The 25,654-nt window shown below is 70.8% G+C and carries 19 protein-coding genes; 10 read left to right on the top strand and 9 right to left on the bottom strand.

The window, feature by feature from the left end:
• Window positions 1-5: 5 nt before the first annotated feature.
• Window positions 6-1,469: a flavin-containing monooxygenase gene (locus ACGFIV_RS09520; protein ID WP_392833561.1), complete on the top strand. Its 1,464-nt coding sequence runs from the start codon at window positions 6-8 to the stop codon at window positions 1,467-1,469.
• Here ACGFIV_RS09520 and ggt read toward each other — a convergent pair.
• On the bottom strand, window positions 1,466-3,298 hold the full coding sequence (gene ggt / locus ACGFIV_RS09525) for a gamma-glutamyltransferase (protein ID WP_392833563.1): 1,833 nt from the start codon (window positions 3,296-3,298) through the stop codon (window positions 1,466-1,468). The two genes, ACGFIV_RS09520 and ggt, sit on opposite strands and share 4 nt — an antisense overlap.
• Before the next feature lie 230 nt (window positions 3,299-3,528).
• On the opposite strand from ggt, the gene ACGFIV_RS09530 reads away from it, so the two are divergent.
• The 4 genes from ACGFIV_RS09530 to ACGFIV_RS09545 all read left to right on the top strand — a co-directional run bounded on the left by ACGFIV_RS09530 (window position 3,529) and on the right by ACGFIV_RS09545 (window position 8,184).
• A complete protein-coding gene (locus ACGFIV_RS09530; RefSeq protein WP_392833566.1) occupies window positions 3,529-4,689 on the top strand; it encodes a sensor histidine kinase in 1,161 nt (386 codons plus the stop codon).
• The gene (locus ACGFIV_RS09535) at window positions 4,686-5,333 is read left to right on the top strand and encodes a response regulator transcription factor (RefSeq protein ID WP_358561495.1); all 648 of its coding nucleotides are present in this window, start codon (window positions 4,686-4,688) and stop codon (window positions 5,331-5,333) included. Before ACGFIV_RS09530 ends, ACGFIV_RS09535 begins: the two co-directional genes overlap by 4 nt.
• Window positions 5,334-5,547: 214 nt before the next feature.
• Complete coding sequence (locus ACGFIV_RS09540; RefSeq protein WP_392833569.1) at window positions 5,548-6,663, top strand: sulfite exporter TauE/SafE family protein; 1,116 nt, start codon at window positions 5,548-5,550, stop codon at window positions 6,661-6,663.
• A 96-nt stretch (window positions 6,664-6,759) separates the two neighbouring features.
• A complete protein-coding gene (locus ACGFIV_RS09545) occupies window positions 6,760-8,184 on the top strand; it encodes a tetratricopeptide repeat protein (RefSeq protein WP_358561501.1) in 1,425 nt (474 codons plus the stop codon).
• A gap of 80 nt (window positions 8,185-8,264) precedes the next feature.
• Here the strand turns inward: ACGFIV_RS09545 and ald are convergent, their stop codons facing one another.
• Window positions 8,265-9,377: an alanine dehydrogenase gene (ald, locus tag ACGFIV_RS09550; RefSeq protein WP_392833573.1), complete on the bottom strand. Its 1,113-nt coding sequence runs from the start codon at window positions 9,375-9,377 to the stop codon at window positions 8,265-8,267.
• A gap of 77 nt (window positions 9,378-9,454) precedes the next feature.
• Window positions 9,455-10,846: an aspartate aminotransferase family protein gene (locus ACGFIV_RS09555; protein WP_392833576.1), complete on the bottom strand. Its 1,392-nt coding sequence runs from the start codon at window positions 10,844-10,846 to the stop codon at window positions 9,455-9,457.
• A 300-nt stretch (window positions 10,847-11,146) separates the two neighbouring features.
• On the opposite strand from ACGFIV_RS09555, the gene ACGFIV_RS09560 reads away from it, so the two are divergent.
• Entirely contained in the window at window positions 11,147-12,487 is a 1,341-nt protein-coding gene (locus ACGFIV_RS09560; RefSeq protein WP_358549705.1) for a M20/M25/M40 family metallo-hydrolase, read from the top strand.
• Window positions 12,488-12,635: 148 nt separating this feature from the next.
• On the opposite strand, the gene ACGFIV_RS09565 is transcribed toward ACGFIV_RS09560, so the two are convergent.
• Both ACGFIV_RS09565 and ACGFIV_RS09570 read right to left on the bottom strand, forming a co-directional pair.
• The gene (locus tag ACGFIV_RS09565; RefSeq protein ID WP_392833580.1) at window positions 12,636-13,904 is read right to left on the bottom strand and encodes a pectate lyase; all 1,269 of its coding nucleotides are present in this window, start codon (window positions 13,902-13,904) and stop codon (window positions 12,636-12,638) included.
• A gap of 67 nt (window positions 13,905-13,971) precedes the next feature.
• Entirely contained in the window at window positions 13,972-15,426 is a 1,455-nt protein-coding gene (locus ACGFIV_RS09570) for an RICIN domain-containing protein (RefSeq protein WP_358549701.1), read from the bottom strand.
• A 289-nt stretch (window positions 15,427-15,715) separates the two neighbouring features.
• Between ACGFIV_RS09570 and ACGFIV_RS09575 the strand changes: the two genes are divergently transcribed.
• The 3 genes from ACGFIV_RS09575 (at window position 15,716) to ACGFIV_RS09585 (ending at window position 19,644) form a co-directional block, all read left to right on the top strand.
• Window positions 15,716-16,534 (top strand): ATP-binding cassette domain-containing protein, encoded by an 819-nt coding sequence (locus ACGFIV_RS09575; RefSeq protein ID WP_358549699.1) that lies wholly within the window; start codon window positions 15,716-15,718, stop codon window positions 16,532-16,534.
• The gene (locus tag ACGFIV_RS09580; protein WP_392833584.1) at window positions 16,531-18,786 is read left to right on the top strand and encodes a YhgE/Pip family protein; all 2,256 of its coding nucleotides are present in this window, start codon (window positions 16,531-16,533) and stop codon (window positions 18,784-18,786) included. Before ACGFIV_RS09575 ends, ACGFIV_RS09580 begins: the two co-directional genes overlap by 4 nt.
• A gap of 171 nt (window positions 18,787-18,957) precedes the next feature.
• Window positions 18,958-19,644: a TetR/AcrR family transcriptional regulator gene (locus ACGFIV_RS09585; protein ID WP_358549695.1), complete on the top strand. Its 687-nt coding sequence runs from the start codon at window positions 18,958-18,960 to the stop codon at window positions 19,642-19,644.
• A gap of 175 nt (window positions 19,645-19,819) precedes the next feature.
• Here the strand turns inward: ACGFIV_RS09585 and ACGFIV_RS09590 are convergent, their stop codons facing one another.
• A complete protein-coding gene (locus tag ACGFIV_RS09590) occupies window positions 19,820-20,806 on the bottom strand; it encodes a pyridoxal-phosphate dependent enzyme (protein WP_358549693.1) in 987 nt (328 codons plus the stop codon).
• A gap of 154 nt (window positions 20,807-20,960) precedes the next feature.
• Here ACGFIV_RS09590 and ACGFIV_RS09595 point away from each other — a divergent pair, with 154 nt between their 5' ends.
• Window positions 20,961-21,599: a LysE family translocator gene (locus ACGFIV_RS09595; RefSeq protein ID WP_358549691.1), complete on the top strand. Its 639-nt coding sequence runs from the start codon at window positions 20,961-20,963 to the stop codon at window positions 21,597-21,599.
• Between the two features lie 110 nt (window positions 21,600-21,709).
• Here the strand turns inward: ACGFIV_RS09595 and ACGFIV_RS09600 are convergent, their stop codons facing one another.
• Genes ACGFIV_RS09600 through ACGFIV_RS09610 form a run of 3 tightly spaced genes read right to left on the bottom strand, consistent with a single transcriptional unit; the run spans window position 21,710 to window position 25,505 of the window.
• The gene (locus tag ACGFIV_RS09600; RefSeq protein WP_392833590.1) at window positions 21,710-23,299 is read right to left on the bottom strand and encodes an acyl-CoA synthetase; all 1,590 of its coding nucleotides are present in this window, start codon (window positions 23,297-23,299) and stop codon (window positions 21,710-21,712) included.
• Window positions 23,300-23,334: 35 nt separating this feature from the next.
• Entirely contained in the window at window positions 23,335-24,483 is a 1,149-nt protein-coding gene (locus ACGFIV_RS09605) for a thiolase domain-containing protein (RefSeq protein ID WP_358549687.1), read from the bottom strand.
• A gap of 2 nt (window positions 24,484-24,485) precedes the next feature.
• The gene (locus tag ACGFIV_RS09610) at window positions 24,486-25,505 is read right to left on the bottom strand and encodes a thiolase domain-containing protein (protein ID WP_358549685.1); all 1,020 of its coding nucleotides are present in this window, start codon (window positions 25,503-25,505) and stop codon (window positions 24,486-24,488) included.
• Between the last annotated feature and the right edge of the window lie 149 nt (window positions 25,506-25,654).

A 25,654-nucleotide genomic window follows, 5' to 3' on the forward strand; every position in this document is an offset into this window, starting at 1 on the left:
ATGGAATGGCAGCCACGGGCCCCGGCATCACGATCATCGGCTCCGGTTTCGCCGGGCTCTGCATGGCGATCAAGCTGAAGGACGCGGGGTACCACGACTTCGTCATCCTCGAAAAGGACGCGGACCTCGGCGGCACCTGGCGCGACAACACCTACCCTGGTTGCGCCTGCGACGTTCCCTCCCCGATGTACTCCTTCTCCTTCGAGCTCAACCCCGAGTGGTCCCGGCTGTTCGCCCCGCAGCGGGAGATCTGGGACTACATGCGTGCATGCGTGGACAAGTACGCGCTCGCGCCCCACTTCCGATTCGGGAAGGAAGTCCGCGGGCTCGAATACCTGGACGAGACCAACCGCTGGCGGGTGAGCACCGCCGACGGCGCGACCTTCACGACGAACGCGGTGGTGTCGGGCATCGGGGCCCTGCACGTCCCGTCCCTGCCGGAGATCCCCGGACGCGAGACGTTCGCCGGCCGGTCGTTCCACTCGGCGAACTGGGACCACTCCTGCGACCTGACCGGCAAGCGCGTCGCGGTCATCGGCACCGGAGCCTCCGCCGTCCAGTTCGTCCCCAAGATCGCCGGGCGGGCGGAGCGGTTGCACGTCTTCCAGCGGACCGCTCCGTGGATCCAGCCCGAGCCCGACATCCGGCTCTCGGAGCGCACCCGGAAGACGCTCAGGACGCTGCCCCTGGCCGGGCGGGCGCTGCGCAACGCGGTCTACTGGCTCCTGGAGACCCGCGCCCTCGGGTTCACCGTCGACCCGCGCCTGATGCGGATCCACCAGGCGGTGGCCGAACGCCACCTCGCCGCCCAGGTGCCCGACGCGGAGCTGCGCGCCAAGCTGACGCCCGGCTACACCATCGGCTGCAAGCGCATCCTGCTCTCCGACGACTACTACCCGGCCCTCGTCCGGGACGACGTCGAGCTGGTCACCGACCGGATCACCGAGATCCGCGAGCACTCGATCGTCGACGCGACCGGCCGGGAACGCCCGGTCGACGTGATCATCTACGGCACCGGGTTCAAGGTCACCGACGCGCTCGGCGAGCAGCGGATCACCGGCAGGGACGGGCTGAAGATCCAGGACGCGTGGCAGGACGGCATGCAGGCCTACCTCGGCACCTCCACGGCGGGGTTCCCCAACCTGTTCTTCCTGCTCGGCCCGAACACCGGGCTCGGGCACACCTCGGTCGTCTTCATGATCGAGGCCCAGGTGCGGTATGTCATGTCCTGCCTGCGCCTGCTGTCGTCGGCCCGGGCGAGGGCCCTGGATGTGCGGCCCGAGGCCCAGCGGGCGTACAACACCAGGCTCCAGGAACGGCTCACCCGCCTGGTGTGGTCCGAGGGCGGCTGCGTGAGCTGGTACCTCGACGACCAGGGCCGGAACCGCACCCTGTGGCCCGGCTTCACGTTCGAGTTCTGGGCGCGAACCCGGAACGTGAAGCCGAGTGCCTACGAGCTGATCCGCTAGGGCCTCTCTGAGACCACCAGCGCGCTGCCGCCGCCCCTGCGGGAAGGCTCGGCGACCGCCTGGACCTTGCCGCGGCCGAGGAACTCAAGCCCCGTGGCCGCGCCGATCTCCCCGACCGGCGGGCCGGGGGCGATCGTCAGCGTGTGGCCCTTGGCGGTCAGCTCGGCTCCGTAGCGGTCGATGAAGCCCTGCTCGGCCTGCGTCGCGGCGGCGTTGCGCTGGCTGCCCCTCGGCGCGGCGACCGCGTCGGGCAGGGACATGCCGAACTCGTAGCGGTTGACGAGGATCTGCAGCACCGTCGTGATGATCGTCGCCCCGCCCGGCGAGCCCACGGCGAGGAGGGGCTTGCCGTTCTTCAGCACGATCGTCGGGGCCATGGACGAGCGGGGGCGCTTGCCGGGGGCCGGGAGGTTCGGGTCGCCGGGGGCCGGGCCGAAGGTGAAGTCGGTCAGCTCGTTGTTCAGCAGGAAGCCCCGCCCCGGGACGACCATGCCGTTGCCGCCGGTCTGCTCGATCGTGATGTTGTACGCCGCGACGTCGCCCCAGCGGTCGGCCACGACCAGGTGGGTGGTCTCTGGCCCCTCCGGCTTCTCGGCGGCGCCGGCCTCGTCGGCCGCGAGCGGCCTGCCCTCGATCTGGCACCGGCCGTACGAGCCGTCGGGCGAGCCGGGCGCGGCCGGGTTCGGCATCGCGACGTGGCCGATCAGGCAGGCGCGCTCCTTGGCGAACCCGTCGGACAGCAGCCCCTTGAGCGGCACGTCAACGTAGTCGGGGTCGCCCACGAACTTGTTGCGGTCGGCGAAGGCGAGGCGGGAGGCCTCCAGGTACTCGTGGACGCCGACCTTGGGCAGCGCTTCGAGGATGTTCAGCGCCTCGCCGACCGTGGAGCCACCGGAGGACGGCGGCGCCATGCCGTACACGTCCATGCCGTTGTAGCTGATCTTGCTCGGGGCGCGCTCCAGCGCGCGGTAGGCCCGCAGGTCGGAGAGCTCCATGAGACCCGGCCGCACCACGCGGGTGGACCCGGGCCTGACCGGGGGCGACTTGACGGTGGCCACGACCTCCTCGCCGAGCTTGCCCCCGTACAGCCAGTCGCCGCCGCGCCTGCCCAGCTCGCGGTAGGTCGCGGCGAGGTCGGGGTTGCGGAAGACCGAGCCGACGGGCGGCGGAGCGCCGTTCGGCAGGTACAGGGAGGCGGTGGAGGTGAAGTCCGCGAAGCGCGCGGCGTTCTGCGCGGTCTGGTCGTAGAAGGTCTGGTCGACCGTGAAGCCCTTGGTGGCGACGTCGATCGCCGGCTGGAGCGCCCGCTTGAGCGACAGGGTGCCGAAGCGCCGCAGCGCCAGCTCCCACTGCGCGAGGCCGCCGGGCACGCCCGCCGACAGCCCGCTGGTCACGGCGGCGTCGAACGGGATGGCCACGCCGTTCTCCTGGAACGAGGTCTCGGTCATCGCCTGGGGGGCCTTCTCGCGGCCGTCAATGGTGAAGACCTTGCCGCGCCGGGCGTCGTAGTAGACCAGGAACCCGCCGCCCGACAGGCCCGCCGAGTACGGCTCGGTCACGCCCAGCGTCGCGGCTCCCGCGACGGCCGCGTCCATGGCGTTGCCGCCCTGCTTCAGGACGCTCAGCGCGGCCTTGCTCGCGTCGAGGTCGACGGTGGACACGGCGCCGCCGTACCCCTCGGCGACGGGGACCTTGGCCGGCTGCCCGTGCCCCTGGGAGCCGGGCGGTGTCCCGGTGGTGATCGGCGCCCGTGCGTCGGCGGGCGGTATGACGAGTGCCAGAGAGGCGGCGACCCCTACAAAGGGCACCGCCAGGCGGCGAAAGCTCATGCTGGACCTCATTCCTAGATCGCACCAGCATTGACTCATAGCTTCACAACCGTGGTCAATTATGATCAAAGTGTCCGCATGCGGTCGTGCCGCCGGGCAGAGGTGTTCACATGAAGTGATGAGAGTGTAACGCAGGGTCCGTGTGGCGCCGGGCGGTACGCCGGTTACCGTAGGCGGCACTGCCCCCCTGGGACGACGCTCTGGTCAGCGCGCTGACGTACCGTTCTGGCGTGCGCACGAAACGGTCCCATTGGTTCGACTCCACGCTCCCGCTGCTCGTGGGCATGGCGCAGGTGTGGGGTTCGATCGGCGCGCAGAGAGCCCAGATCGACGCCGCCGACCCCGGCACCCGCGTCCCGCTCGACACCCTCGGGTACGCGCTGCTGACGGTGGGGCCGCTCGCGCTTGTCGCGCGCCGGGCGCATCCCGTGGCGGCGCTGTGGGTGACGATCGTGGCGACCTGCGTCTACGTCCACCAGGGCTTCGCCTACGGGCCCGTGTTCGCCGCCCCCATCTTCATGATCGTCAACGCTGTCATGGCCGGGCACCGCCGGGCCGCGTGGGCCGCCGGTGGTTCCCTCTTCCTCTTCTTCGCCGCCTACGCCACCTGGCTCCTCCCGGTGCGCCAGGGCTGGCTGCACCACGCAGGCGTCGGAGCGATCATCCTGGTCGTGCTCACCGGGGCCGAGATGGCCCGCGCCCGGCGCGAGCAGCGCGTGGAGCGCGAGAGGGTCGAAGAGGAGGAGGCCAGGCGGCAGGCCAGCGAGGAGCGCCTGACCATGGCGCAGGAGCTGCACGACGTGCTCGGGCACAGCATCTCGCTCATCCACGTCCAGGCGTCCACGGCCCTGCACCTCATCGACGACCACCCCGAGCAGGCGCGCACGGCGCTCGCGACCATCAAGCAGGCCAGCAAGGACGTGCTCACCGAGATGCGGTCAGTGCTCGGCGTGCTGCGGGACGGCGCCCCCCGGTCGCCGGCGGCGGGCCTCGGCCAGCTCGACGAGCTGATCGGGCGCACGGGGCCGGCGGTCACCATGGAGACCGAGGGCATTCCCCGGCCGTTGCCTCCGGGGGTCGAGCGGGCCACCTACCGGATCATCCAGGAGTCGCTCACCAACGTCACCAAGCACGCGCCCGGCGCGCGGGCCACGGTGACGATCACCTACGGCCCGGAGGAGCTGTACGTCCGCGTCGCCGACAGCGGCGCGACCGCGCCGAGCGCGCTGACCGACGAGGGGGGCGGCAACGGCATCCCCGGGATGCGCGAGCGCGCCGCCGCGCTGGGCGGCTCGCTGACCGCCCGACCCCATAGGGCGGGCTTCCTTGTCGAGGCCCGCCTTCCGATCCCGCCCGTGGCGGGCGCGGAGACACCCGAGGAAGCCGAGTGATCAAGATCCTGCTGGTGGACGACCAGGCCCTCGTGCGGGCGGGCTTCCGCGCCCTGCTCGACGCCCAGGACGGCATGACGGTGGTGGCCGAGGCCTCGGACGGCGCCGAGGCCGTCCGGCTGGCTGAGGAGCACCGGCCGGACGTGGTCCTGATGGACATCCGCATGCCGGGGATGGACGGCCTCACCGCGACGCGCGAGATGCCCGCCGACATCAAGGTCATCATCCTCACCACCTTCGAGCTGGACGAGTACGTCTTCGAGGCGCTGCGGGGCGGGGCCAGCGGCTTCCTGGTCAAGGACACCGAGCCCGCCGAGCTGATCCAGGCCGTACGCGTCGTCGCGGTGGGGGAGGCGCTGCTGTCCCCCAGCGTGACCCGGCGGCTGATCGCCGAGTACGCGTCGCGGGCCAAGGAGCCGCGCGTCACGGCCGGGCTCGACCAGCTCACCGAGCGCGAGCGCGAGGTGCTGACGCTGGTCGCCGCCGGGATGACCAACGACGAGATCGCCGCCAAGCTGTTCATGGCGCCCGCCACGGCCAAGACCCACGTGAGCCGGGCCATGACGAAGCTCCACGCCCGCGACCGCGCCCAGCTCGTCGTCATCGCCTACGAGTCCGGCCTGGTCAAGCCCGGCTGGCTGTGACCTGTCCCCCGCCGTACGTACGGCCTTCCGACCAGCGTGCGCGGGGCGCTCGTCGTGGCAGGTCATGACGGAAAAAGGGCCGGTGGTTAGCGAAGTGTGACTGGCCACCGGCGACCCTCTCCGTTACGTTCCGCGAGGAGACACTTACGGAGGAGGATCACGTGGAACCGAGCGTACGACCGCGTGGCGCCGGAGCGACCCCGGTCCGCCGAGCGTGACGCCCGCCGCGCTCTTCGCCGGGGGCCTCGCCGCCGGGCTGGTGGCGGGCACCGCCTCATGCACGGCGGTGCAGGGAGGCCTCCTCATCGGTCTCACCGGCCGCCGGGACGGCGGGCGGCCAGGCTCGGGGCTCGCGGTCGTGCCGGCGTTCATCGGGGGGCGTCTGGCGTCCCACGCGATGGTGGGGGCGCTGCTCGGCCTGCTGGGCGGCGTGGTCCGGATCCCGCCGGAGGGTCGGGCGGTGCTCCTCGTGGGGGCGGGCACCGCCGTGATCTGCTTCGCCGCCCGGCTCATCAGGAACACCGGCCGGACCCCGGCATGCTCTTCACACCACGCACCGTCGGCCTTGTCATCGCCTTCTACCTCAGCGCCGCCGCCCTCCGCCTCGTCGTCGGGACCCCCGGGAACGCCGGCGCCCTCGGGAACGCCATCGCCTTCGGGGGTGCCGGCGGCGGTGGCGGGGGTTCTCGCGCGGGTGCCGCCCTGGATGAGGGCGGTGCTGCTGGGAGCGGTCACCATCCTGATCCCCTGCGGGGTCACGCTCAGCACCGAGGTGATCGCGGTCTCCAGCGGATCCTGGTTCGGCGGCGCGGCGGTCATGGCCGGGTTCGTCACCGGCACGGCCCCGGCGTTCGCCCTGCTCGGCGTGCTGCTCCGCCGCATCGCCACGACCAGGCTCGCGATCGTCGCCGCGGCGGCGGCGCTCGTGGCCGGGTCGGTGACCGTGGTCGCGGGGCTCCGGCTCGGCGGGTGGCTGCCCGACCTCGGCGCTCCCCCCACCGCCACCGCGGGCGCCCAGACGCGCGCGGACGGCACCCAGGTCGTCACGGTCTGGTCGACGGCCGAGGGCTACCGTCCCGGCGTGGTCTCCATCGAGGCCGGACGGCCGGCGGAGATCGTCTTCCGCACCCTGGACAACCAGGGGTGCACGCGCACGCTGACGATCCAGGGCCACGACATCACGCTCCCGGTGACAGGCGAAGCGACCGTACGGCTCGCGCCGCAGGGCCCCGGAAGGCTCCGCTATGTATGCGGAATGGGGATGTATGCCGGATTTATCAACGTAAGTCAACCGGCGTCCCCAGGCGCGGCGACCGAGCCGAGACGCTGACGTCCCTGGTCGGGACGGGTCAAACGCGTTCCGCCGGACGGCAAGAAGCTGTCGATTATGTTCCATCTCTTTGGATCACGTGCGACTCTGTCCCCCATGACGTGGTGGCATGGTGAACCGGAGGCGGCGGTCGCGTGGCCCGCCGTGCCGATGCCCCGTGCGCCCGAAGCGTCACTCCGGGAACCCAGCGAGGCCGACCTCCTGAGCGCCGCCCAGGCGGGCGACTCGGGGGCCGCGCACCGGCTCGGCCGCCTGTACGCCCAGCGCGGCGACCGGTCGGCGGCACGCCACTGGTGGGAGCGGGCGGCGGGAGCCGGGAACATCGACAGCGCCTACAACCTCGGCGTCTGGCACGAGAAACACGGCAGCCTCGACGAGGCGATCACGTGGTACGAGCTCGCGGCGGGCGCGGGGGACGCCGAGGCGGCCGTCAACCTGGCCACCCTGCTGCTGGAGCAGCGGGGGGACGTCCTCGGCGCGCGCCACTGGTTCGAGAGCGCCGCGGGCGCCGGGTCCCGTCCGGCCACCCGGAGGCTGGCCCTGCTCTGCGAGGACGTCGGCGACCCCGTGGCCGCACGCGACTGGCACCGCCGCGCGGCCTCGGCGGGCGACCTCGCCTCCGCCCATGACCTCGCCTTCATGAGCTACGCCTCGGGCGACGAGGCGCAGGCGCGCGGCTGGTGGGAGTACGCCGCAAGGGGCGGGCACGCCGACGCCGCGTACTACCTCGGGCGGCTCCTGCACGCCGACCGCGATCCGGAGGGCGCGGAGACGCTCTACCGCCTCGCGGCCAAGGTCGACCATCCGGCCGCCGCCTCGCAGCTCGGCAGGCTCGCCCTCGCGCGCCGTGACCTGCGTACGGCCCGCGCGTGGTTCGAGCGCGCCGCGCACTTCGGCAGGGTCGAGGACCAGCGCATGGCGGGATTCGTCTGCGTCGAGCTGGAGGACCCCCGCGCCGCCAGCCACTGGTTCGGGCGCGCGGCGGCCAGCGGCGATCCCGAGTCGGCCTACAACTTCGGCCTGCTGCTCATCGCCGAGCACAACGACCTGCGGGGCGGGCAGCACTGGTTCCGCCAGGCCGCCATGTGCGGGCACCAGGGGGCGGCGGCGGAGCTGAGCACCCTGCAGTCGGTCATCGGCGCACGGCGGACGGCCCCCCCGCAGTGGACGGCCGACCAGGCGGTGCCGGTGTGGGACCGTCCCGTGGAGCCTGAGCTGGTGGCCCGCGCGGAGCTGGCCGTCGCGGCGGCGGGCAGGCGGGGCGGCACCATGCTGCGCATGGCCGACCTGACCGAGATCCTCGGCACCTGGGACCTGCTCACCAGGCGGCTCAGGGAGCCCATCGACGTGGTCGCCTGGCTCACCGAGAAGAGCGGCCTGCACGCGGCGGCCGTCGAGCACCTCAGCTCGGTGCGCATGACCCTGGTGAGGCCCGGCACCGCCCCCTGGCCCACTCCAGCCGAGATCGAGCACGTCCTCGCCACCTCACGGCAGCTCCGCAAACGCCTCGGCCTTTCCTGAAGGCCGAGGCGCGTCACGGGCGATGCCGCCGGAGGACCGGCCGCGCGGGCCGGCGACCCGCGCGGATACCGTCGGCTCGCCTAGCCGAGCAGGTCGGCTACCCGCGTGAACGGCAGGCCGTGGGCCTGGGCGACCTGCTCGTAGGTGAGCTGCCCGGCGTGGGTGTTGAGGCCGAGCGCGAGCGGGGCGTCGCCGCGCAGCGCCTCCTGCCAGCCGAGGTTGGCGAGCTTGACCGCGTACGGCAGCGTCGCGTTGGTCAGCGCGTAGGTCGAGGTGTTGGCCACCGACCCCGGCATGTTGGCCACGCAGTAGAACACCGAGTTGTGCACCTTGTACGTGGGCTCGGCGTGCGTGGTCGGCCGGGAGTCCTCGAAGCAGCCGCCCTGGTCGATGGCGATGTCGACCAGCACCGACCCCGGCTTCATGCGGGAGACGAGCTCGTTGGAGACCAGGGTCGGAGCCTTGGCCCCCGGGATGAGGACGGCGCCGATGACCAGGTCGGCCTCCACGACGGCCTGCTCGATGGCGTACTGCGTGGAGACGATCGTCTTGAGCCGGCCCTGGTAGATCGCGTCGATCTGGCGGAGCCTGTCGATGTTGACGTCGAGGATCGTGACGTCGGCGCCCATGCCGACCGCGATCTGCGCGGCGTTCAGGCCGGAGACGCCGCCGCCGATGACGACGATCTTGGCGGGGGCGACGCCCGGGACACCGCCCGGCAGCACGCCCCGGCCGCCGTTGAACCGCATCAGGTTGTACGCGCCCACCTGCGGCGCCAGCCGGCCGGCCACCTCCGACATCGGGGCCAGCAGGGGCAGGGAGTTGCCCACCTGCACGGTCTCGTACGCGATCGCGGTGACCTTGCGGTCGAGGAGCGCGTCGGTGCAGGCGCGGGACGCGGCGAGGTGCAGGTAGGTGAACAGCACCTGCCCCTCGCGCATCCGGTGGTACTCCTCGGCGATGGGCTCCTTGACCTTCAGGACCAGGTCGGCCTCGCCCCACACCTCGTCCGCACTTTCGACGATCTTCGCCCCGGCGAAGAGGTAGTCCTCGTCGGGGATCTGCGAACCGAGGCCCGCGTCCCGCTGGACATGGACGTCATGGCCGTGGCGTACGAGCTCGTGCACGCCCGCCGGAGTGGCGGCGACGCGGTACTCGTGGTTCTTCACCTCGGCGGGCACGCCGATCTTCATCGCTGAATCCTTTCAGAATGGCTCGAATGATGGTACGCGGACGCGCCCCTACCAGCACAAACGCGGAAAAACGGGATCTACAGGCGAGCCCACGCCTCGGTGAGGACGGTACGGAGGATCGACTCGATCTGGTCGAACTCCCTGGGCCCGCAGATGAGCGGCGGCGCGAGCTGTACGACGGGGTCGCCGCGGTCGTCGGCGCGGCAGTACAGACCCGCCTCGAACAGAGCCTGCGAAAGGAAGCCGCGCAGCAGGCGCTCGGACTCGGCTTCGTTGAAGGTCTCCTTGGTCGCCTTGTCCTTGACCAGCTCGATGCCGTAGAAGTAGCCGGAGCCGCGCACGTCTCCGACGATCGGCAGGTCGAGCAGCTTCTCCAGCGTGGCGCGGAAGACGGGCTCGTTCTTCTGGACGTGGCCGAGGAGGTCCTCACGCTCGAACAGGTCGAGGTTGGCGAGCGCGACCGCCGCCGAGACCGGGTGCCCGCCGAAGGTGTAGCCGTGGGAGAAGGTGTTGGTGCCGGTGCTGAACGGCTCGAACAGCCGCTCGGAGGCGATCATCGCGCCGATCGGCGAGTAACCGCTGGTCATGCCCTTGGCGCAGGTGATGATGTCGGGCACGTAGTCGAACTTCTGCCCGCCGAACATCGTGCCGAGGCGTCCGAAGGCGCAGATGACCTCGTCGGAGACGAGCAGGACGTCGTGCTGGTCGCAGATCTCGCGCAGGCGCTGGAAGTACCCGGGCGGCGGCGGGAAGCAGCCTCCGGCGTTCTGCACCGGCTCTACGAAGACGGCCGCGACGCTGTCGGGGCCTTCCATCTCGATCGCCTTGCCCACCTGGTCGGCGGCCCACCGCCCGAACTGCTCGGGCGTCAGGTCGTCGAAGCCGGTGATCTCGCCGGCGCGGTAGTAGTTGGTGTTCGGCACGCGCACCGAGCCCGGCACGAGCGGCTCGAAGGGCTGCTTGAACGCGGGGATGCCGGTGATCGACAGGGCGCCCTGCGGGGTGCCGTGGTAGGCGACCGCGCGGCTGATGACCTTGTGCTTGCCCGGCTTGCCGGTGATCTTGAAGTACTGCTTGGCCAGCTTCCACGCCGACTCGACGGCCTCGCCGCCGCCTGTGGTGAAGAACACACGGTTCAGGTCACCGGGGGCGAGCTCCGCGAGGCGCTGGGCCAGCTCGGCGGCCTTGGGGTGGGCGTACGACCACAGGGGGAAGAAGGCGAGCTCCTGGGCCTGCTTCGCGGCGGCCTCGGCGAGTTCGGTGCGCCCGTGGCCCACCTGCACGACGAACAGCCCGGAGAGGCCGTCCAGGTAGCGCTTGCCGTGGATGTCATAGATATGGGCACCGTCGCCCCGCACGATCGTCGGGACCTCGCCGGCGTCGTAGGAGCTGTGCCGGGTGAAGTGCATCCACAGGTTGTCCTGCGCTGCCCTCAGGACGGCGGCCGTGTCGGTTTCAGGTCGCGTCATGGCTATCTTTCCTCAGTGATCTCGACTGTCCTCAGTGTGCATGCTCCACACCGATGATTACAACTGGTTGCGTGGCGACACTATGCAAGAACTTCGGAATCCGTGATATCGGTATGTAACAACGACGAAATCCGTGTGGGGTGTCGCGCTTTTCGCCACTCCTCAAAGGCTTGGCGACGGCGGGGACGCCGTCCCGGAGCACCGGTGATCACGGCGTTCGCCGCTGGTGGCACGGCCGGTATCACATCTGTGATGCAATGTGTCGGATCAGAACACAGTCGATGCGGGGAACAGATAGTCGTGACTCCTGAGCTAATCGAGAACGCCGTCACAGCCGAGATGCCCCGGGCGGTGGACGAGCTGAGGCGGCTGGTCTCCATCCCCTCGGTCGCCTTCCCCGGTCATCCGGAGGAGCCGGTGTACGCGGCCGCCGCGATGACCGAGGAGCTTTTGCGCAGCGTGGGGCTGCCGCACGTCCGGCAGATCCCCGTCGAAGGCAGCTTCCCCGCCGTCTACGGCGAGGCGCCCGCGCCTCCCGGGGCGCCCACCGTGCTCCTGTACGCGCACTACGACGTGCAGCCCGCCGGGGACCTCTCGCTGTGGCGCACGGCCCCGTTCGAGCCCACCCTGGTCGACGGCGAGCTGTACGGCCGGGGCGCCGCCGACGACAAGTCGGGCGTCATCGCCCACGTGCTCGCGCTGCGGGCCTTCCAGGGCCGCTTCCCCGTGGGGATCAAGGTCGTCGTCGAGGGCCAGGAGGAGTACGCGGGCGAGCGCCTGGAGGCGTTCGTCGAGAAGAACCCCGAGCTGTTCCGCGCCGACGCGATCGTCGTGGCCGACACCGGCAACCCGAGCGTGGGCGAGGCGTCCGTCACGACGTCCCTGCGCGGCCTCGCCGCGTTCACCGTCGAGGTCAGGTCCCTGAAGGAGTCGCTGCACAGCGGCTCGTTCGGCGGCGCCAGCCCCGACGCCCTGTCGGCGCTGATCCGCATGCTCGCCTCGCTGCACGACGACAACGGCGACATCAGGGTCCCCGGCCTGCCGCGTGGCGTCTTCCTCGGCTCCGGCCCCTCCGACGCGGAGTTCCGCGCCACCGCCGGGGTGCTCGACGGCGTGTCCCTGGTCGGTTCCGGCTCGCCGGCCGACCGCCTGTGGGCCTCGTACGCGATCACGGTCACCGGCATCGACGCGCCGACCGTCAACGGTGCGATCAACGCCGTCCAGGCCGTGGCCCGGGCCCGCGTCACCGTCCGGGTCCCCCCGGCGGGCGATCCTGGCACGGCCGCCGACGACGTGGTGGAGCACCTTCGCCGGGCCGCGCCGTGGGGCGTGCAGGTGTCGGTGACCGACCGGGTCCTCGGCTCCGGCTACCTCGCCGACACCGGTGGACGCGCCAGGGCCGCGCTGAACCGCGCGATGGAGCGCGCGTTCGGCCGGGCGCCGCGTGACATCGGCTCGGGCGGTTCCATCCCGCTGGTGGCGACCCTGGTGAGGCAGTTCCCCGCCGCCGAGATCCTGCTGTTCGGCGCCGAGGACGACGGCGCGGCGATCCACGCGCCGAACGAGCGGCTCGTCCTCGAAGAGCTCCGCCGCGCGGCGACCGCCGAGGCGCTGTTCCTGGCGGACTACGGCACCATCTGAGCGGTCCGCTTCGCCGTACGTCACCCCGCTCCCTGCCGGAGCGCGGACGCCGGTCGAGCCAGAAGCCCCCGTGCCGTCGGCACGGGGGCTTCCCGCATTCGTGTGCTCCGCCCTCGGGCGGTTCCGGGGGCCTACCGGTCGGGGCGCCTTACCTGTAGGTGATGTCCGACGAGGAGTAGAGGCAGTTGGTGCCGTCGGCACCGCTTCCGATCTTCGTGGGCTCGCTGCCCTTCGGCACACCCTTGTACTTCTCGCAGATCACGATCTTCTTGCTGGAGTCGTTGACGATCGTGATGTTGGAGAACCTCGCGGTGTCGCCCCAGTTGGTGTTGATCCCGGCCAGGCTCTTGCCCGGGGAGGTCGCGGTGACGTTGGAGATGACCACGTCCCGCTTGTACGAGTTCGTACAGTTGCCGCAGGCTCGATAGAGCTTCCCGAAGTCGGAGACCTGGAAGTTCCTGATGTACATCGTGCCCGGGCCGTTGTGCTGGAACACCTTGTCCGTGGCGCTCCTGGCGCCGCCGCCGTCGATGGTCATCGTCTGCGACGACGAGGTCCCCATGAACGTCGCGGCGTCCTCGCCCACGTCCTCCCACCAGACGTTCTGCAGCGTGCAGGTGCCCAGGCAGTGGACGCCGTCGGCCGCGGGAGCCCCGATGATCACGTTCTTCAGCACCGCGCCGTTCGCCAGCTCGAAGATGGGCAGCTGGCTCTCGCTCTGGCCGCCGTCGCCCATGTTCCCCGTGGCGTAGTAGCGCTTCAGGCCGCCGTCCAGAGTGCCCGAGACGCTGATGGTGCTGCTCACGGCCTGCTGGCCGTTGGCGCTCGGCCACGATCCCGGGGAGCTGGTCGGGGTCGTGGTCGGGGTGCTCGTCGGGGTGTTGCTGGGGGTGGATCCGGCGGGGTTCAGCGTCCACTGCTTGGTGCTGACCGAGTCGCAGGAGTTCTGCTGGACCAGGGCGCTGGCGCTGGTGGCGTTGTCCTTGATGTTCAGGCACTTACCACCGTTGGCGTTCACCACCCGGTAGTTCGACCCCGACGCGGTCAGCTGCCAGGTCTGCGACGAGGCACCCGAACAGCTCTCCAGCTGAACGGCCGCACCCGCCGAGGTGCTCGCGCCCTTGACCCCCGCGCACTTACCGCTGTTGCCCGCCTTCAACGTCACCCCACCGCTGACCGAGGTGACCGTCCAGCTCTGGTTCGCCGCCGAGTTACACCCGTACTGCACCAACTGCGTACCATCGGCCGTGCTACCACCCGGAACATCCAGGCACAGACCACTACCCGCGTTGACCAGGCTGTAGGTCCCCGACGTCGGCGCCGCCGCCGCCCACACCCCGGACACGACACCACCCGCCAGCGCCACACCGGCCGCCACCATCGCAGCCAGCACCGCACCCGCTCTGGTTCTTCTCACGATCACGCTCCTCGGCTCGTGGGACCTCGCGGTCCCGGCCTTGTTCATCGGGGTTCCCGCGTGCGCGTCAGACGCTGATCTTGCCCGCGCCCGCGCCGCCGCTGACGATCGACTTGATGTTCGACGGAGTGTCGAGCGTGTAGGAGTAGGGGATGGAGGCGACGCTGCCTCCGGCGTCCCCGGCTCCTGAGTTCACGAAGAAGTTGTTGCGCGCGACCAGGCTCCCGGCGGACGAGGACGCCTCGCCGCGGTGGAACGGGTCCGGGGTGTTCTCGAAGTAGTTGCCCTCGACCAGTACGCCGGCCCCTTCGGTGGAGGCGACGCCGTACCCGCCGGAGGAGCCGACGTTGGCGTAGTAGTTGTTGTAGACGTGCACCGGGTTGCCGAAGCGCACGCGCGGGTGACGCTGGTTGGTGCCGTCGAAGAAGTTGTGGTGGTAGGTCACCCGCAGGTGGCCGTTGTCCTCCGACCCGTTGTCGTCGCTGTGGCCGAGCAGCATGGTCTTGTCGTGGTTGAAGGTCCGGTTCCACGAGACGGTGACGTAGTCGCTGGCGCGCTTGATGTCGATCGCCCCGTCGTAGCCGTTGCTGAGGGTGTTGTGGTCGATCCACACCCGCGTGGAGTACTGGACGTTGATGGCGTCGTCGTCCCAGTCCCTGAAGGTCAGGTTGCGGATGATGACGTTGGACGCCTGGGTCACGTTGAGCCCGCAGCCGACGATCGTGGCGCCCGCGTTGCCGAGCACGCTCTTGTTCGAGGTCACCTTGAGCATCCCGGAGCAGGAGATCGTCCCGGAGACGCGGATGACCGCGGTGCCACTGGCCGCCAGCGCGCTGGTCAGCGCCGAGGCGCTGGTCACCGTGGTCGGGCTGGTGTTCCCGCCACCGGTGGTACCGCCGCCCTGGGTGGCCCAGCCGACCAGGCCCGTGGCGTTACCGGGCGGAGGAGTGACGGTGGGCGTGGGAGTCGGGGTGTTGCTGGGGGTGGATCCGGCGGGGTTCAGCGTCCACTGCTTGGTGCTGACCGAGTCGCAGGAGTTCTGCTGGACCAGGGCGCTGGCGCTGGTGGCGTTGTCCTTGATGTTCAGGCACTTACCACCGTTGGCGTTCACCACCCGGTAGTTCGACCCCGACGCGGTCAGCTGCCAGGTCTGCGACAAGGCACCCGAACAGCTCTCCAGCTGAACGGCCGCACCCGCCGAGGTGCTCGCACCCTTGACCCCCGCGCACTTACCGCTGTTGCCCGCCTTCAACGTCACCCCACCGCTGACCGAGGTGACCGTCCAGCTCTGGTTCGCCGCCGAGTTACACCCGTACTGCACCAACTGCGTACCATCGGCCGTGCTACCACCCGGAACATCCAGGCACAGACCACTACCCGCGTTGACCAGGCTGTAGGTCCCCGACGTCGGCGCCGCCGCCGCCCACACCCCGGACACGACACCACCCGCCAGCGCCACACCGGCCGCCACCATCGCAGCCAGCACCGCACCCGCTCTGGTTCTTCTCACGATCACGTTCACGACCACGCTCCTCGACTCGCGGTTCATATATGTGGACGCCATACATGTAACCGAACGAGCTAAACGTAGAACAACGCCAACGACTGTCAATGCCGCTGGTGACCTGGACGAAACACTTGCCCACCTCCTCGAAACCCGTATGGCATCTACCTGCACTGTCGAGGATTTCGTATAAGCAGATGCATTTCATATATGTGAACGGGATGAAACATTCACGGCGCGGGGACTCGCACGCCCTTGGGCGGTGGTAGATTTTGAACTGACCGGTCAGTTCAAGGCGGCAGGGAGCATGGAGATGCAAGGCGAGGGCCAGGGGGCGCGGGCGATCCTCGCGACCGGGCTGTCACTCAGGGGCGGGCACGGCTGGGTCTACCGAGACGTCGACCTCGACATCCCCCAGGGAAGCGTCACCGTGGTCGCCGGCGAGACCGGCAGCGGTCGCACGAGCCTGCTGCTGACGCTCGGGGGGCGGATGCGCCCCACCGAGGGCACGTTGGTGACCGGCGGTCACACCAGCGGTCGTCGCATCCGCCGCGTCACCGCGCTCGGGTTGTTCGACGGCGTCAACGACCTCGACGACGCCCTCTCCATCCGTGATCACGCCCACGAGCGGCTCCGGCCCAGCGTGCTTCGCCGTCGCGACGGCCACGCCGCCGACGCCGCGCTCACCCGGGCCGGGCTCGACGTGTCCGGCCTGCCCCACGCCGACCGCACCCTCGTACGCCACCTCGGCCGCGACCAGCGGCTGCGCCTGGGCATCGCCCTCGCCCTGCTCGACGCGCCCGAGATCCTGCTGGTCGACGACATCGACGGCGGCCTGCGTGAAGACCACCGCACCGGCCTGATGACGACGCTGCGCGACCTGTCCCGCGAGGGCCTCACCGTGGTCGCCTCCGCCACCGACCCACCCGGCGGCGCCGACACCGTGATCACCCTGCCCTCCAACCCCGCCGAGCCCCAGCCCACACCTCCGCAAGACCGTCCGTCCGAAGAGGGCCGGGCATCGGCCGAAGAGACCCGGCGGGAGCCGCCGCAGGCTCCGCCGGAAGCGGTGGCCGAGATACCGGCGGAAGCGGCAGTGGAAGCGAAGGAAGAGGAGTCGTCGTGAGGAAGCCGCTTCCGCTCCAGCTCGGGCGGCTGGAGCTGCGCCGGTTCACCAGATCGCGCCTGACCCGGGCCGCGCTGGCCGCCGTCGTGCTGCTGCCGCTGCTCTACGCCGGGCTCTACCTCTGGTCGTTCTGGGATCCCCAGGGCAACCTCGACAGGATCCCCGTCGCCCTGGTCGTGGCCGACCGGCCCGTGACGGTCGGCGGCAGGACCCTCGACGCGGGCGGCGAGCTCGCCGCCGAGCTGCGCGACCGCGAGGTCTTCGCCTGGCACCAGGTCGATGCCCGCCAGGCCGACCAGGGCGTGAGGGACGGCACCTATTACCTGTCCCTGACGATCCCGGCCGACTTCAGCGCGAACCTCGCCTCGCCCGACGGCGACGGCGTCCCCACGGCGGCGCGACTCGGCGTACGCGTGGACACGGGGCGCAGCTACATCATGCGCACGATCTCCGACGCGGTCTTCTCCGAGGTCAAGGAGGCAGCCGGCCGCAGCGCGATCCACGACTACCTCGACCGCGTCTTCCTGTCCTTCGGCGACATCCACGACGCCACAGCGAAGGCCGCCGAGGGAGCCGGCAAGCTGAGCGACGGCGCGGCCGCCGCCAGCCAGGGCGCCTCCGCGCTCGACGACGGGCTCGGCGACGCCCAGAAGGGCACCCACCGCCTCGCCTCGGGCGCGGCCACGGCTCAGAGCGGCGCGGCGCGGCTGGCCGGAGGCCTGGCCACGGCACAGCGCGGCGCGGCGACCCTGCGCGAGGGCCTGGCCGAGCTCGACCGAGGCGCCGCGAAGCTCGCCACCGGCAACGCCCAGGCGTACAAGAAGGTGCACGCCTACTCCGGCACCGTCAACGGAGCGGCCGACACCTACGTGCCGATCCTCACGGAGAACGGTCACAAGATCCGGCAGGCGGCACTCGCCGTGGCCAGGGGGGCCGACCTCGTCGCCGCAGGGCTCGGCGACCTCCCCTCGGAGGTCGGCGGCGACGCCGCCCGCGCCCAGCGCGACCTGCGCGCGGTCGAGGCATGGCTCGACGACCACCCCGACGCCGATCCGGAGCTGCGCTCGCTTCTCGGCGACGCCGCCGACTCGGCCAGGTCGCTCGCCGACTCGGCCGGTCGCCTCCAGGACCGCGTCCAGGAGCGGAGCGCCGCCATCGACGACGTCCGGCGTGACGCGCACGCGGTCGCCGAGGCCGCGCGCGAGCTCGCCGCCGCCGCGCCCAAGCTCGGCGCGAAGCTCGACGCGGCGCGCGACAAGTTCAACGAGCTCGACAGCGGGCTGAAGCAGCTCGCCGACGGCTCGGCGAAGCTCAGCGAGGGCACCGGCAGCGCCGTGAGCGCCACGGCACGGCTCGGCTCGGGCCTCGCCGGTCTGAGCACCGGCGCCGACCAGCTCAGCGGGGGCCTCGCGGCACTCGGTGAGGGCGCGGGCCGGCTCGACAGCGGCATCGGCAAGCTGCGCGCGGGGGCCGGCAAGCTCGACCATGGCCTGGTGAAGCTGGCCGACGGCTCGGACGACCTGGCGAGCGGTCTCAGCGACGGCGCCGGCAAGATTCCCGACTACACCGCCTCCGAGCGCGACAGCCGTACGGGCATGATGAGCGACCCCGTCAGGCTCGACAGCGAGGTCGACAACAGCGTGCCCAACTACGGCACGGGCTTCGCGCCGTTCTTCATCCCCTTGGCGCTGTGGGTCGGCGCCATGGTGACCTACATGGTCCTGCGCCCGCTGAACCCTCGCCTGCTCGCGGGCTCCGCCCCCGCCTGGCGCATCGCGACGGCCGGCTGGCTGCCGGGTGTCACCATGGGCTTCCTGCAGGTGGCCGTGCTGCTGGGAGTCATCCGGTTCGGCCTCGGGCTCGACGCGGCGAACTGGGCGGGCATGTTCGGCCTGCTGGCGCTCACGGTCACGGCATTCCTCGCTCTCGTCCAGGCCGTCAACGCCCTTGTGGGCCCGGCCGGACGGGTGCTCGTGCTGGCGCTGCTCATGCTGCAGCTCACCTCGGCGGCCGGCACCTATCCCATCGAGACCTCCCCCGGGTTCTTCCAGGCGATCTCGCCCTGGCTCCCGATGAGCTGGGTCGTACGGGCGCTCCGCCGGCTGATCAGCGGCGGCGACGCGACCGTGGTGTGGCAGGCTTGCGGCGTGCTCACCGCCTTCACCGCCCTCGGCCTGGCCCTGACCGTCCTCGCCGCACACCGAGCCAGAACCTGGTCCCCGCGCCGCCTCCACCCAGAGCTGTCGCTATGACGGAAACCAGAAACACCCGCACCAACAAGCCGCAGCACCCTCATCCGGAAACCAGAGACATCCGTACGAACAAGCCGCCCATGCGGAGGCCGGAGACGTGTGCGTCAACGAGCCGCAGCTCCCCTGTCCGCAAGCTGGAAACGTCCGCACGAGCAAGCCGGGGCTGTTGATATGAGCAAGATGGAGACCCAGCTCAAGCTCTACATGGCCGCGGTGGAGCTGATCGCCGAGCAGGGTTACACCGCCACAACGGTCGACGCGATCGCCGACCGCGCCGGGGTCGCCAAAGGCACCGTCTTCTACAACTTCGGCAGCAAGGACGGCCTGTTCGTCGCTCTCCTGGACCACGGCATCCAACGGCTCGCCGACACTCTCAACGATGCCCTCACCGACAAGCCCCCCGGCGAGACTCCCGCCCTCACCCCACCAGGTGGGTCTTCCACCCTCACCCCGCCCGGTGGGGCACCCGTCCCTAACCCGCCTGGCGGACCGGCTTCCGCGCCGCTTCAACGGCTTGACGCGGTGGTGATGGCGCAGCTTCGCTTCTTCGAGGAGTACGGCGCGTTCGCCCGAGTGCTGCTGGCCGAGATGTGGCGCACCACCTGGGAGGAGGCGGTGGCACGGCTCCGCAGGCAGGCACTCGGGGTGTACGCCGACGTGTTGCGGGAGGCCGTCGACGCTGGAGAGTTGCGGGCGGATCTCGACGTGGAGACGGCGGCGACGGCGGTGTTCGGGATGGTCCTCACGGTCTCGATCGAGCGCCGGGCACTTCACCCCGAGCGCCCCCTGACCGAGGTCCACGCCACCCTCACCGACCTCATCCACGGCCGCATCGCCGGCACGAACGTGCCTGAATAGCCCAGGGGCTCCCCACCCAAACGCCGCACCGGGTGTATCCAGTGGTCGCCGTACTCCCTGGTCGCCGTGTTGTATGGGCGTATTGCTGGGTGGGAAGCAGATGGGTCCCCCCGGCAATGGGTGCCGGGAGGGAACAACAACCCAACCGGCCCACCAGGTAGCGCCCTCGTCGTGATCAGCCGTGGTTCGCAGCCGTCGGATACGCAGTGGACAGGACGCGTTGGAGTTCGGCGGGGCCGGCGTTGGCGCCGGTGCAGACGACGCCTACCTTGCGTCCCGCGAACTCCTCCTTCCTGCTGATGAGGGCGGCCAGCGCGGCGGCCCCGGCCAGTTCGGTGAGCGTGTGCGCCTCGGCGAGCAGCAGCCACTGGGCAAGACGAAGGTCGTCATCGGTGACCAGCGTGAAGCCGTCCAGATCGCGCATGATCTCCTGCGGCAGCGCGAAGGCGGATCCGGTCGCGAGGCCGTCCGCCACCGTCCGCACCGGCCGCCTGACCGGCTCGCCCGCCCGCCACGAGTCGTGAGCGGCCGGCGCCAGCGACGACTGTACGGCGATCACCCGGCACCCGGGTGCGACCGCCTTCGCGACCAGGCACGCGCCCGCCGCGCCCGTACCCGACCCCACCGGGACGAAGATCGCGTCGAGGTCCGGACGGCGGGTCAGCATCTCCAGGTACAGCGTGCCGACCCCGGCGATCAAACCGGGCTCGTCGGCGGGGCTGATCAGGCGGTTCCCCCGGTCCACGGCGAGCGTGGCAGCGTACTCGCCCGCCTCCACCATCGTGGCTCCCTTGATCTCCACGGTGGCGCCGAGTGCCTCGACCGCCGCGACCTTGGCCGGGTTCGGGTTCTCGGGCATCACGATCGTGCAGGGCGCGCCGAAGATACGGGCCGCGTACGCGATCGACTGGGCGTGGTTGCCCGTGGAATAGGTCAGCACTCCGGCCGCCCGCTGGTCCCCGGGCATGCGGGCGAGCAGGTTGATCCCTCCGCGCACCTTGAACGCGCCGGTGGGCTGGGTGTTCTCGTGCTTGACGAGCGTCTCGGTCCCCAGCCGCTCGTTGAGCACCGGATAGGACCACATGGGGGTCTCCGGCAGGTGCGGAGCGATCAGGCGCGCGGCGTCGAGGACGTCGGTAATGGATGGCGATGTCGTATTCACGGACACCACGCTGCGGCAAAGTCATCCATTGGTCCAGTGCCAACACGCCGGCTGACCGACACGGGCAGGCTCCGCCACCGGGCGGCCGAGAGGGGCGTCGGACACCCCGAAATGCGCTGGACCGGATTACCAGGCATTTCCTAGCATCAGCGGCATGCCACCTATCACCACACTCGCGATCTTCGCCGCGGCGACCCTCGCGCTGCTGCTCGTACCCGGCCCCGCCGTCGTCTACATCGTGACGCGGAGCGTGGCGCAGGGACGTACGGCCGGGCTGGTCTCCGTCGCGGGCATCCACGCGGGCTCGGTGGTCCACGTGGCCGCCGCCGCCCTTGGCATCAGCGCGCTGCTCGCAGCCTCGGCCACGGCGTTCGCCCTGGTCAAGTACCTCGGCGCTGCCTACCTCGTCTACCTCGGCCTGCGGAAGCTCTTCTCCCGTACCGGCGACCTCGCCAAGCAGGTCGCGCCCGTGTCCCGGCCGAGGCTGTTCGGGGAGGGCTTCGTGGTCAACGTGCTCAACCCCAAGACGGCGATCTTCTTCCTGGCCTTCCTTCCGCAGTTCGTCGACCCGGCACGCGGCCCGGTCGCGGGCCAGATCGTGGTGCTCGGTCTCATCTGGATCGCCCTCGGGATGGCCAGCGACGGCAGCTACGCCCTGCTGTCCGCCGCCCTCGCCGGCCGCCTGCGCCGCTCCGTCAGGGCCACCCGGCGGCTCGACATCGCCAGCGGGCTCGTCTACATCGGCCTCGGAGCCGTCGCCGCGCTCGCCGGTGACGGCGCGCGCGAGTCCTGAACGAGCCCTCGGAGGGTGCACTGGGCTCCATGATCACCCGTGGGATGCCCCTCCCCGGGCAGCGGGCCACCGTGTCGTACGGCGAACGTCCTGCGCTTGAACGGGCCCGGTCAGGAGAGGGTGGCCTGGGCGGTCTCCTTGGCCCAGCGGTAGTCGGCCTTGCCCGCGGGTGAGCGCACCATGCGGTCCACGAAGGCGTACGTACGCGGCACCTTGTATCCCGACAGCCTCCCCCGGCAGTGCGCGTCCAGTTCCTCGGCCGTCGGCTCGGCGCCCTCCCTGGGCTCGACGACGGCGGCGACGCGGCTGCCCCAGCGGTCGTCCGGGATCCCGGTCACCACGGCGTCGAACACGGCCGGGTGTCCCTTGAGCACGGCCTCGACCTCCTCGGGGAAGACCTTCTCGCCGCCGCTGTTGATGCACTGCGAGCCGCGCCCGAAGACCAGGATCGTCCCGTCATCCTCGATTCTGGCGAGGTCGCCGGTGAGTAACCAGCGCGTCCCCTCGGCGTCGGTGACGAAGGTCCTGTTCGTCTTGTCCGGGTCGTTGTAGTACCCGAAGGCGATGCTTCCCGTCTTGGCCACGGTTCCCATCTCGCCGGACCCCGGCTTCACGGGTTCCAGGGCGTCGTTCAGCACGGCCAGCGTGGAGCTCGCGTTGGGCTGGTACTTCAGCCCGGACTCCGGGGACGAGCCCGCCACGGCCGAGGCGGTGTAGCCGGACTCCGTCGACCCGAAGCTGTCGATGATCATCACGTTCGGCAGCAGCTCCCGCAGCCGATCGCGTACAGCGCCCGTGAGGATGGCCCCGGTCGAGCTCAGGACCATGAGCGACGACAGGTCGTACGTCCCCGCGGCGATCTCGTCCGCGAGGGGGCGCGCCATCGCGTCACCCGTGATGTTGAGCGTAAGCACCTTCTCGCGCTCCACCGCGCGCAGCACCTCGGAGGCGTCGAACCTCGGCGTGTAGACGATGGTCGCCCCCATCCACCACGCGATGAACGTGGCCATCTGCGCCGCTCCGTGCATCAGCGGCGCGGCGGGCATCATGACGATGGGCCCCGTGTTCCTCGCCGTCTCGATGACCTGCCCGGGCTCGCTGTGCGGCTCCCCGTACGGGTTGCCGCCGCCGAAGGCCATGAACAGGTCCTCGGTGCGCCACATGACGCCTTTGGGCATGCCGGTCGTGCCGCCGGTGTAGATGATGTAGACGTCGTCGCCCGACCGCGCGGGGAAGCCGTCGCGCCCGTACGGCCGCCCGGCGACGGCCTGCCCGTACGGCACGGCGGCCTCGACGCGCGAGGGGCCGCCGACGGCGACGAAGGTCTCCAGCTTGGGGCACCGCGGGGCGGTGGCGGCCACCCTGTCGTCGAACTCCACGTCGAACAGCAGGGCCACGATGTCGGAGTCGGTGTACAGGTAGAGCAGCTCGGACTCGACGTACCGGTAGTTGACGTTGACCGGCACCGCCCTGATCTTCAGTACAGCCAGGATCCCCGCGATGTACTCGATGCCGTTGTACAGGTGGATGCCGACGTGCTGTCCGGGCTCGACGCCCCGGTCCCGCAGGAAGTGCGCGAGGCGGTTGGCGTGCGCCTCCAGCTCGGCGTAGGTCATGCGGGTGTCACCGCAGACGACGGCCACGCGGTCCCCGATCGCGTCGGCCAATCCCTCGAACAGATCAGCGTGGTTGAACTCCATCGGGGACGCTCCTTAGAAGTCGTGGCTGAAGACCCTCACGGCCGGTCACTCCCGACGATCCACATGGCGAAGAACTGGGCGCCCCCGCCGTACGCGTGGCCGAGCGCGCGGCGCGCCCCGTCCACCTGGTGCTCCCCCGCGAGGCCCCTGACCTGCAACGCCGCCTCGGCGAAGCGGATCAGCCCGGACGCGCCGATGGGGTTCGAGCTGAGGACGCCGCCGGAGGCGTTCCAGGGGATGTCCCCGTCGAGCGCCGTGGCCCCGGACTCGGTCAGCTTCCAGCCCTCGCCCTCCCCTGCGAAGCCGAGGTTCTCCAGCCACATCGGCTCGTACCAGGAGAACGGGACGTACACCTCGGCGACGTCGATCTCCCGCCGGGGGTCGGTGACACCGGCCTGGCGGTAGACGTCGGCGACGCAGTCCTTGCCGCCCTGCGGGTTCACCGTGTCGCGGTCCGCGCGGAAGATGGGCTCCGAGCGCATGGCCGTGCCGTGTACCCAGGCGGGCGTGCCCGTCACCTTGTGCTCGGCGGCGAGCACCATGGCGCAGGCGCCGTCCGAGGACGGGCAGGTCTCCAGGTAGCGGATCGGCTCCCAGAGCATCGGCGTGGACTCGACCATGGCCCGGTCGATGCCGGGGATCCTCAGGTGCGCGTACGGGTTCTTGAGGGCGTTCCGCCGGTCCTTGACGGCGACGAGCGTGCCGATGTGGTCGGGGGCGCCCGACCGCCGCATGTACTCGCGGATGTGCGGGGCGAAGTACCCTCCCGCGCCCACGACCAGGGAGGCGTTGAACGGCAGGTGCGTCGAAAGCGCCCACGTCGCGTTGGACTCCGACTGCTTCTCGAAGGCGACCACCAGCACCCGCTCGTGTACGCCGCCCTGGATGAGCGAGGCCCCGACCAGCGCGGTCGAGCCGCCCACGCTGCCGGCGGTGTGGACGCGGGTCACCGGCTTGCCCGCGGCGCCGAGCGCGTCGGCGAGGTAGGCCTCCGGCATCATGACGCCCTCGAACAGGTCGGGGGCCTTGCCGATGACGACCGCGTCGATGTCCTTGAACGTCAGCTCGGCGTCCTCCAGGGCGCGGATGGCGGCCTCGCGCACCAGCCCGGCGATCGAGACGTCCCGCCGCCTGGTCTGGTACTTGGTCTGCCCGACCCCGATGACGGCGCAGCGGTTTGCCATGGTCAGGCCTCCAACACGGTGACGAGGTTCTGCTGGAGGCACGGGCCCGACGACGCGTGGGCGACGGTTCGGCTCGCGCCGCCGTCGATGACGCGCCGGGCGGCCTCGCCGACGCGGATCAGCCCGGTGGCCATGACGGGATTGGCGGCCAGAGGGCCGCCCGAGGGGTTGACCACCGTGTCCGGCGGCAGCCCGAGCGCCTCGCGGAGGATGATCTCCTCGTGGCTGAACTGGGCGTGCAGCTCGGCGACCTCGACCGGACCCTTGCCGACGCCCGCGGCCCGCGCGGCGTCGGCGGCGGACGCCGACCGGGCGAGATCGCGCATGCCCAGGTAATGGGGTTCGGTCCGATGGGCGATCCCCGTGATCCACGCCGGGCGTTCGACCAGCTCCCTGGCCAGGTCGCCGGCCGCGAGCACCACCGCCGCCGCGCCGTCGGTGATGGGCGCGGCGTCGCTCGGACGCAGCGGCCGTACCTCGTACCCCTCCTCGCCTGGCTCGGGCAGGTCCAGCGCGTACGGGTTGGCCCTGCCGTCGGCGCGGCTGCGCCGTACGATCTCGCGGAGCTCGCCCGGGTCGGCGCCCAGCGCGCTCGCCTGCAGCGCGGCGAAGGAGACCTGGTCGAGGCCGAGCGGAGCCAGATAGTACGGGTCGAGCTGGAGCGTCATGATCTCCCGCAGGTCGCCCTGGGAGGACTTGCCGTAGCCGTACACCAGCGCCGAGTCCACGTCGCCATGCTGGAGGCGCACCCACGCCTCGTACAGGGCCCAGGCGGCGTCCATCTCGACATGGCTCTCGGAGATCGGCGGCCAGGCGCCGATGGCGTCCAGCGCGGAGACGAACGAGAACGGCGCCCCCGCGAGGTAGTCACAGCTTCCCGAGCAGGTGAAGCCGAACCTCGTCAGGCCGGACAGCCGCTTGACCTCCTGGATCACCGGCGAGATCAGCTCGGGCTCGGTCAGTCCCTCGTCGTGGCCGGTGTGCCTGGTCTGGGCGAACGCGACGACCGCTACCTCACGCACGCGACCCTCCCCTCACGCGGCTCGCGCCGTCGATCCTCACAGCTCGCTCACTCAACAGGTCCTCACAGCTCGCTCACTCAACAGGTCCTCACAGCTCGCTCACTCAACAGGTCTTCACAGCTCGCTCGCTCACACGTCCTCACCGCTCG

Source organism: Sphaerisporangium sp. NPDC049003 (assembly GCF_043197795.1).
Lineage (GTDB): Bacteria > Actinomycetota > Actinomycetes > Streptosporangiales > Streptosporangiaceae > Sphaerisporangium.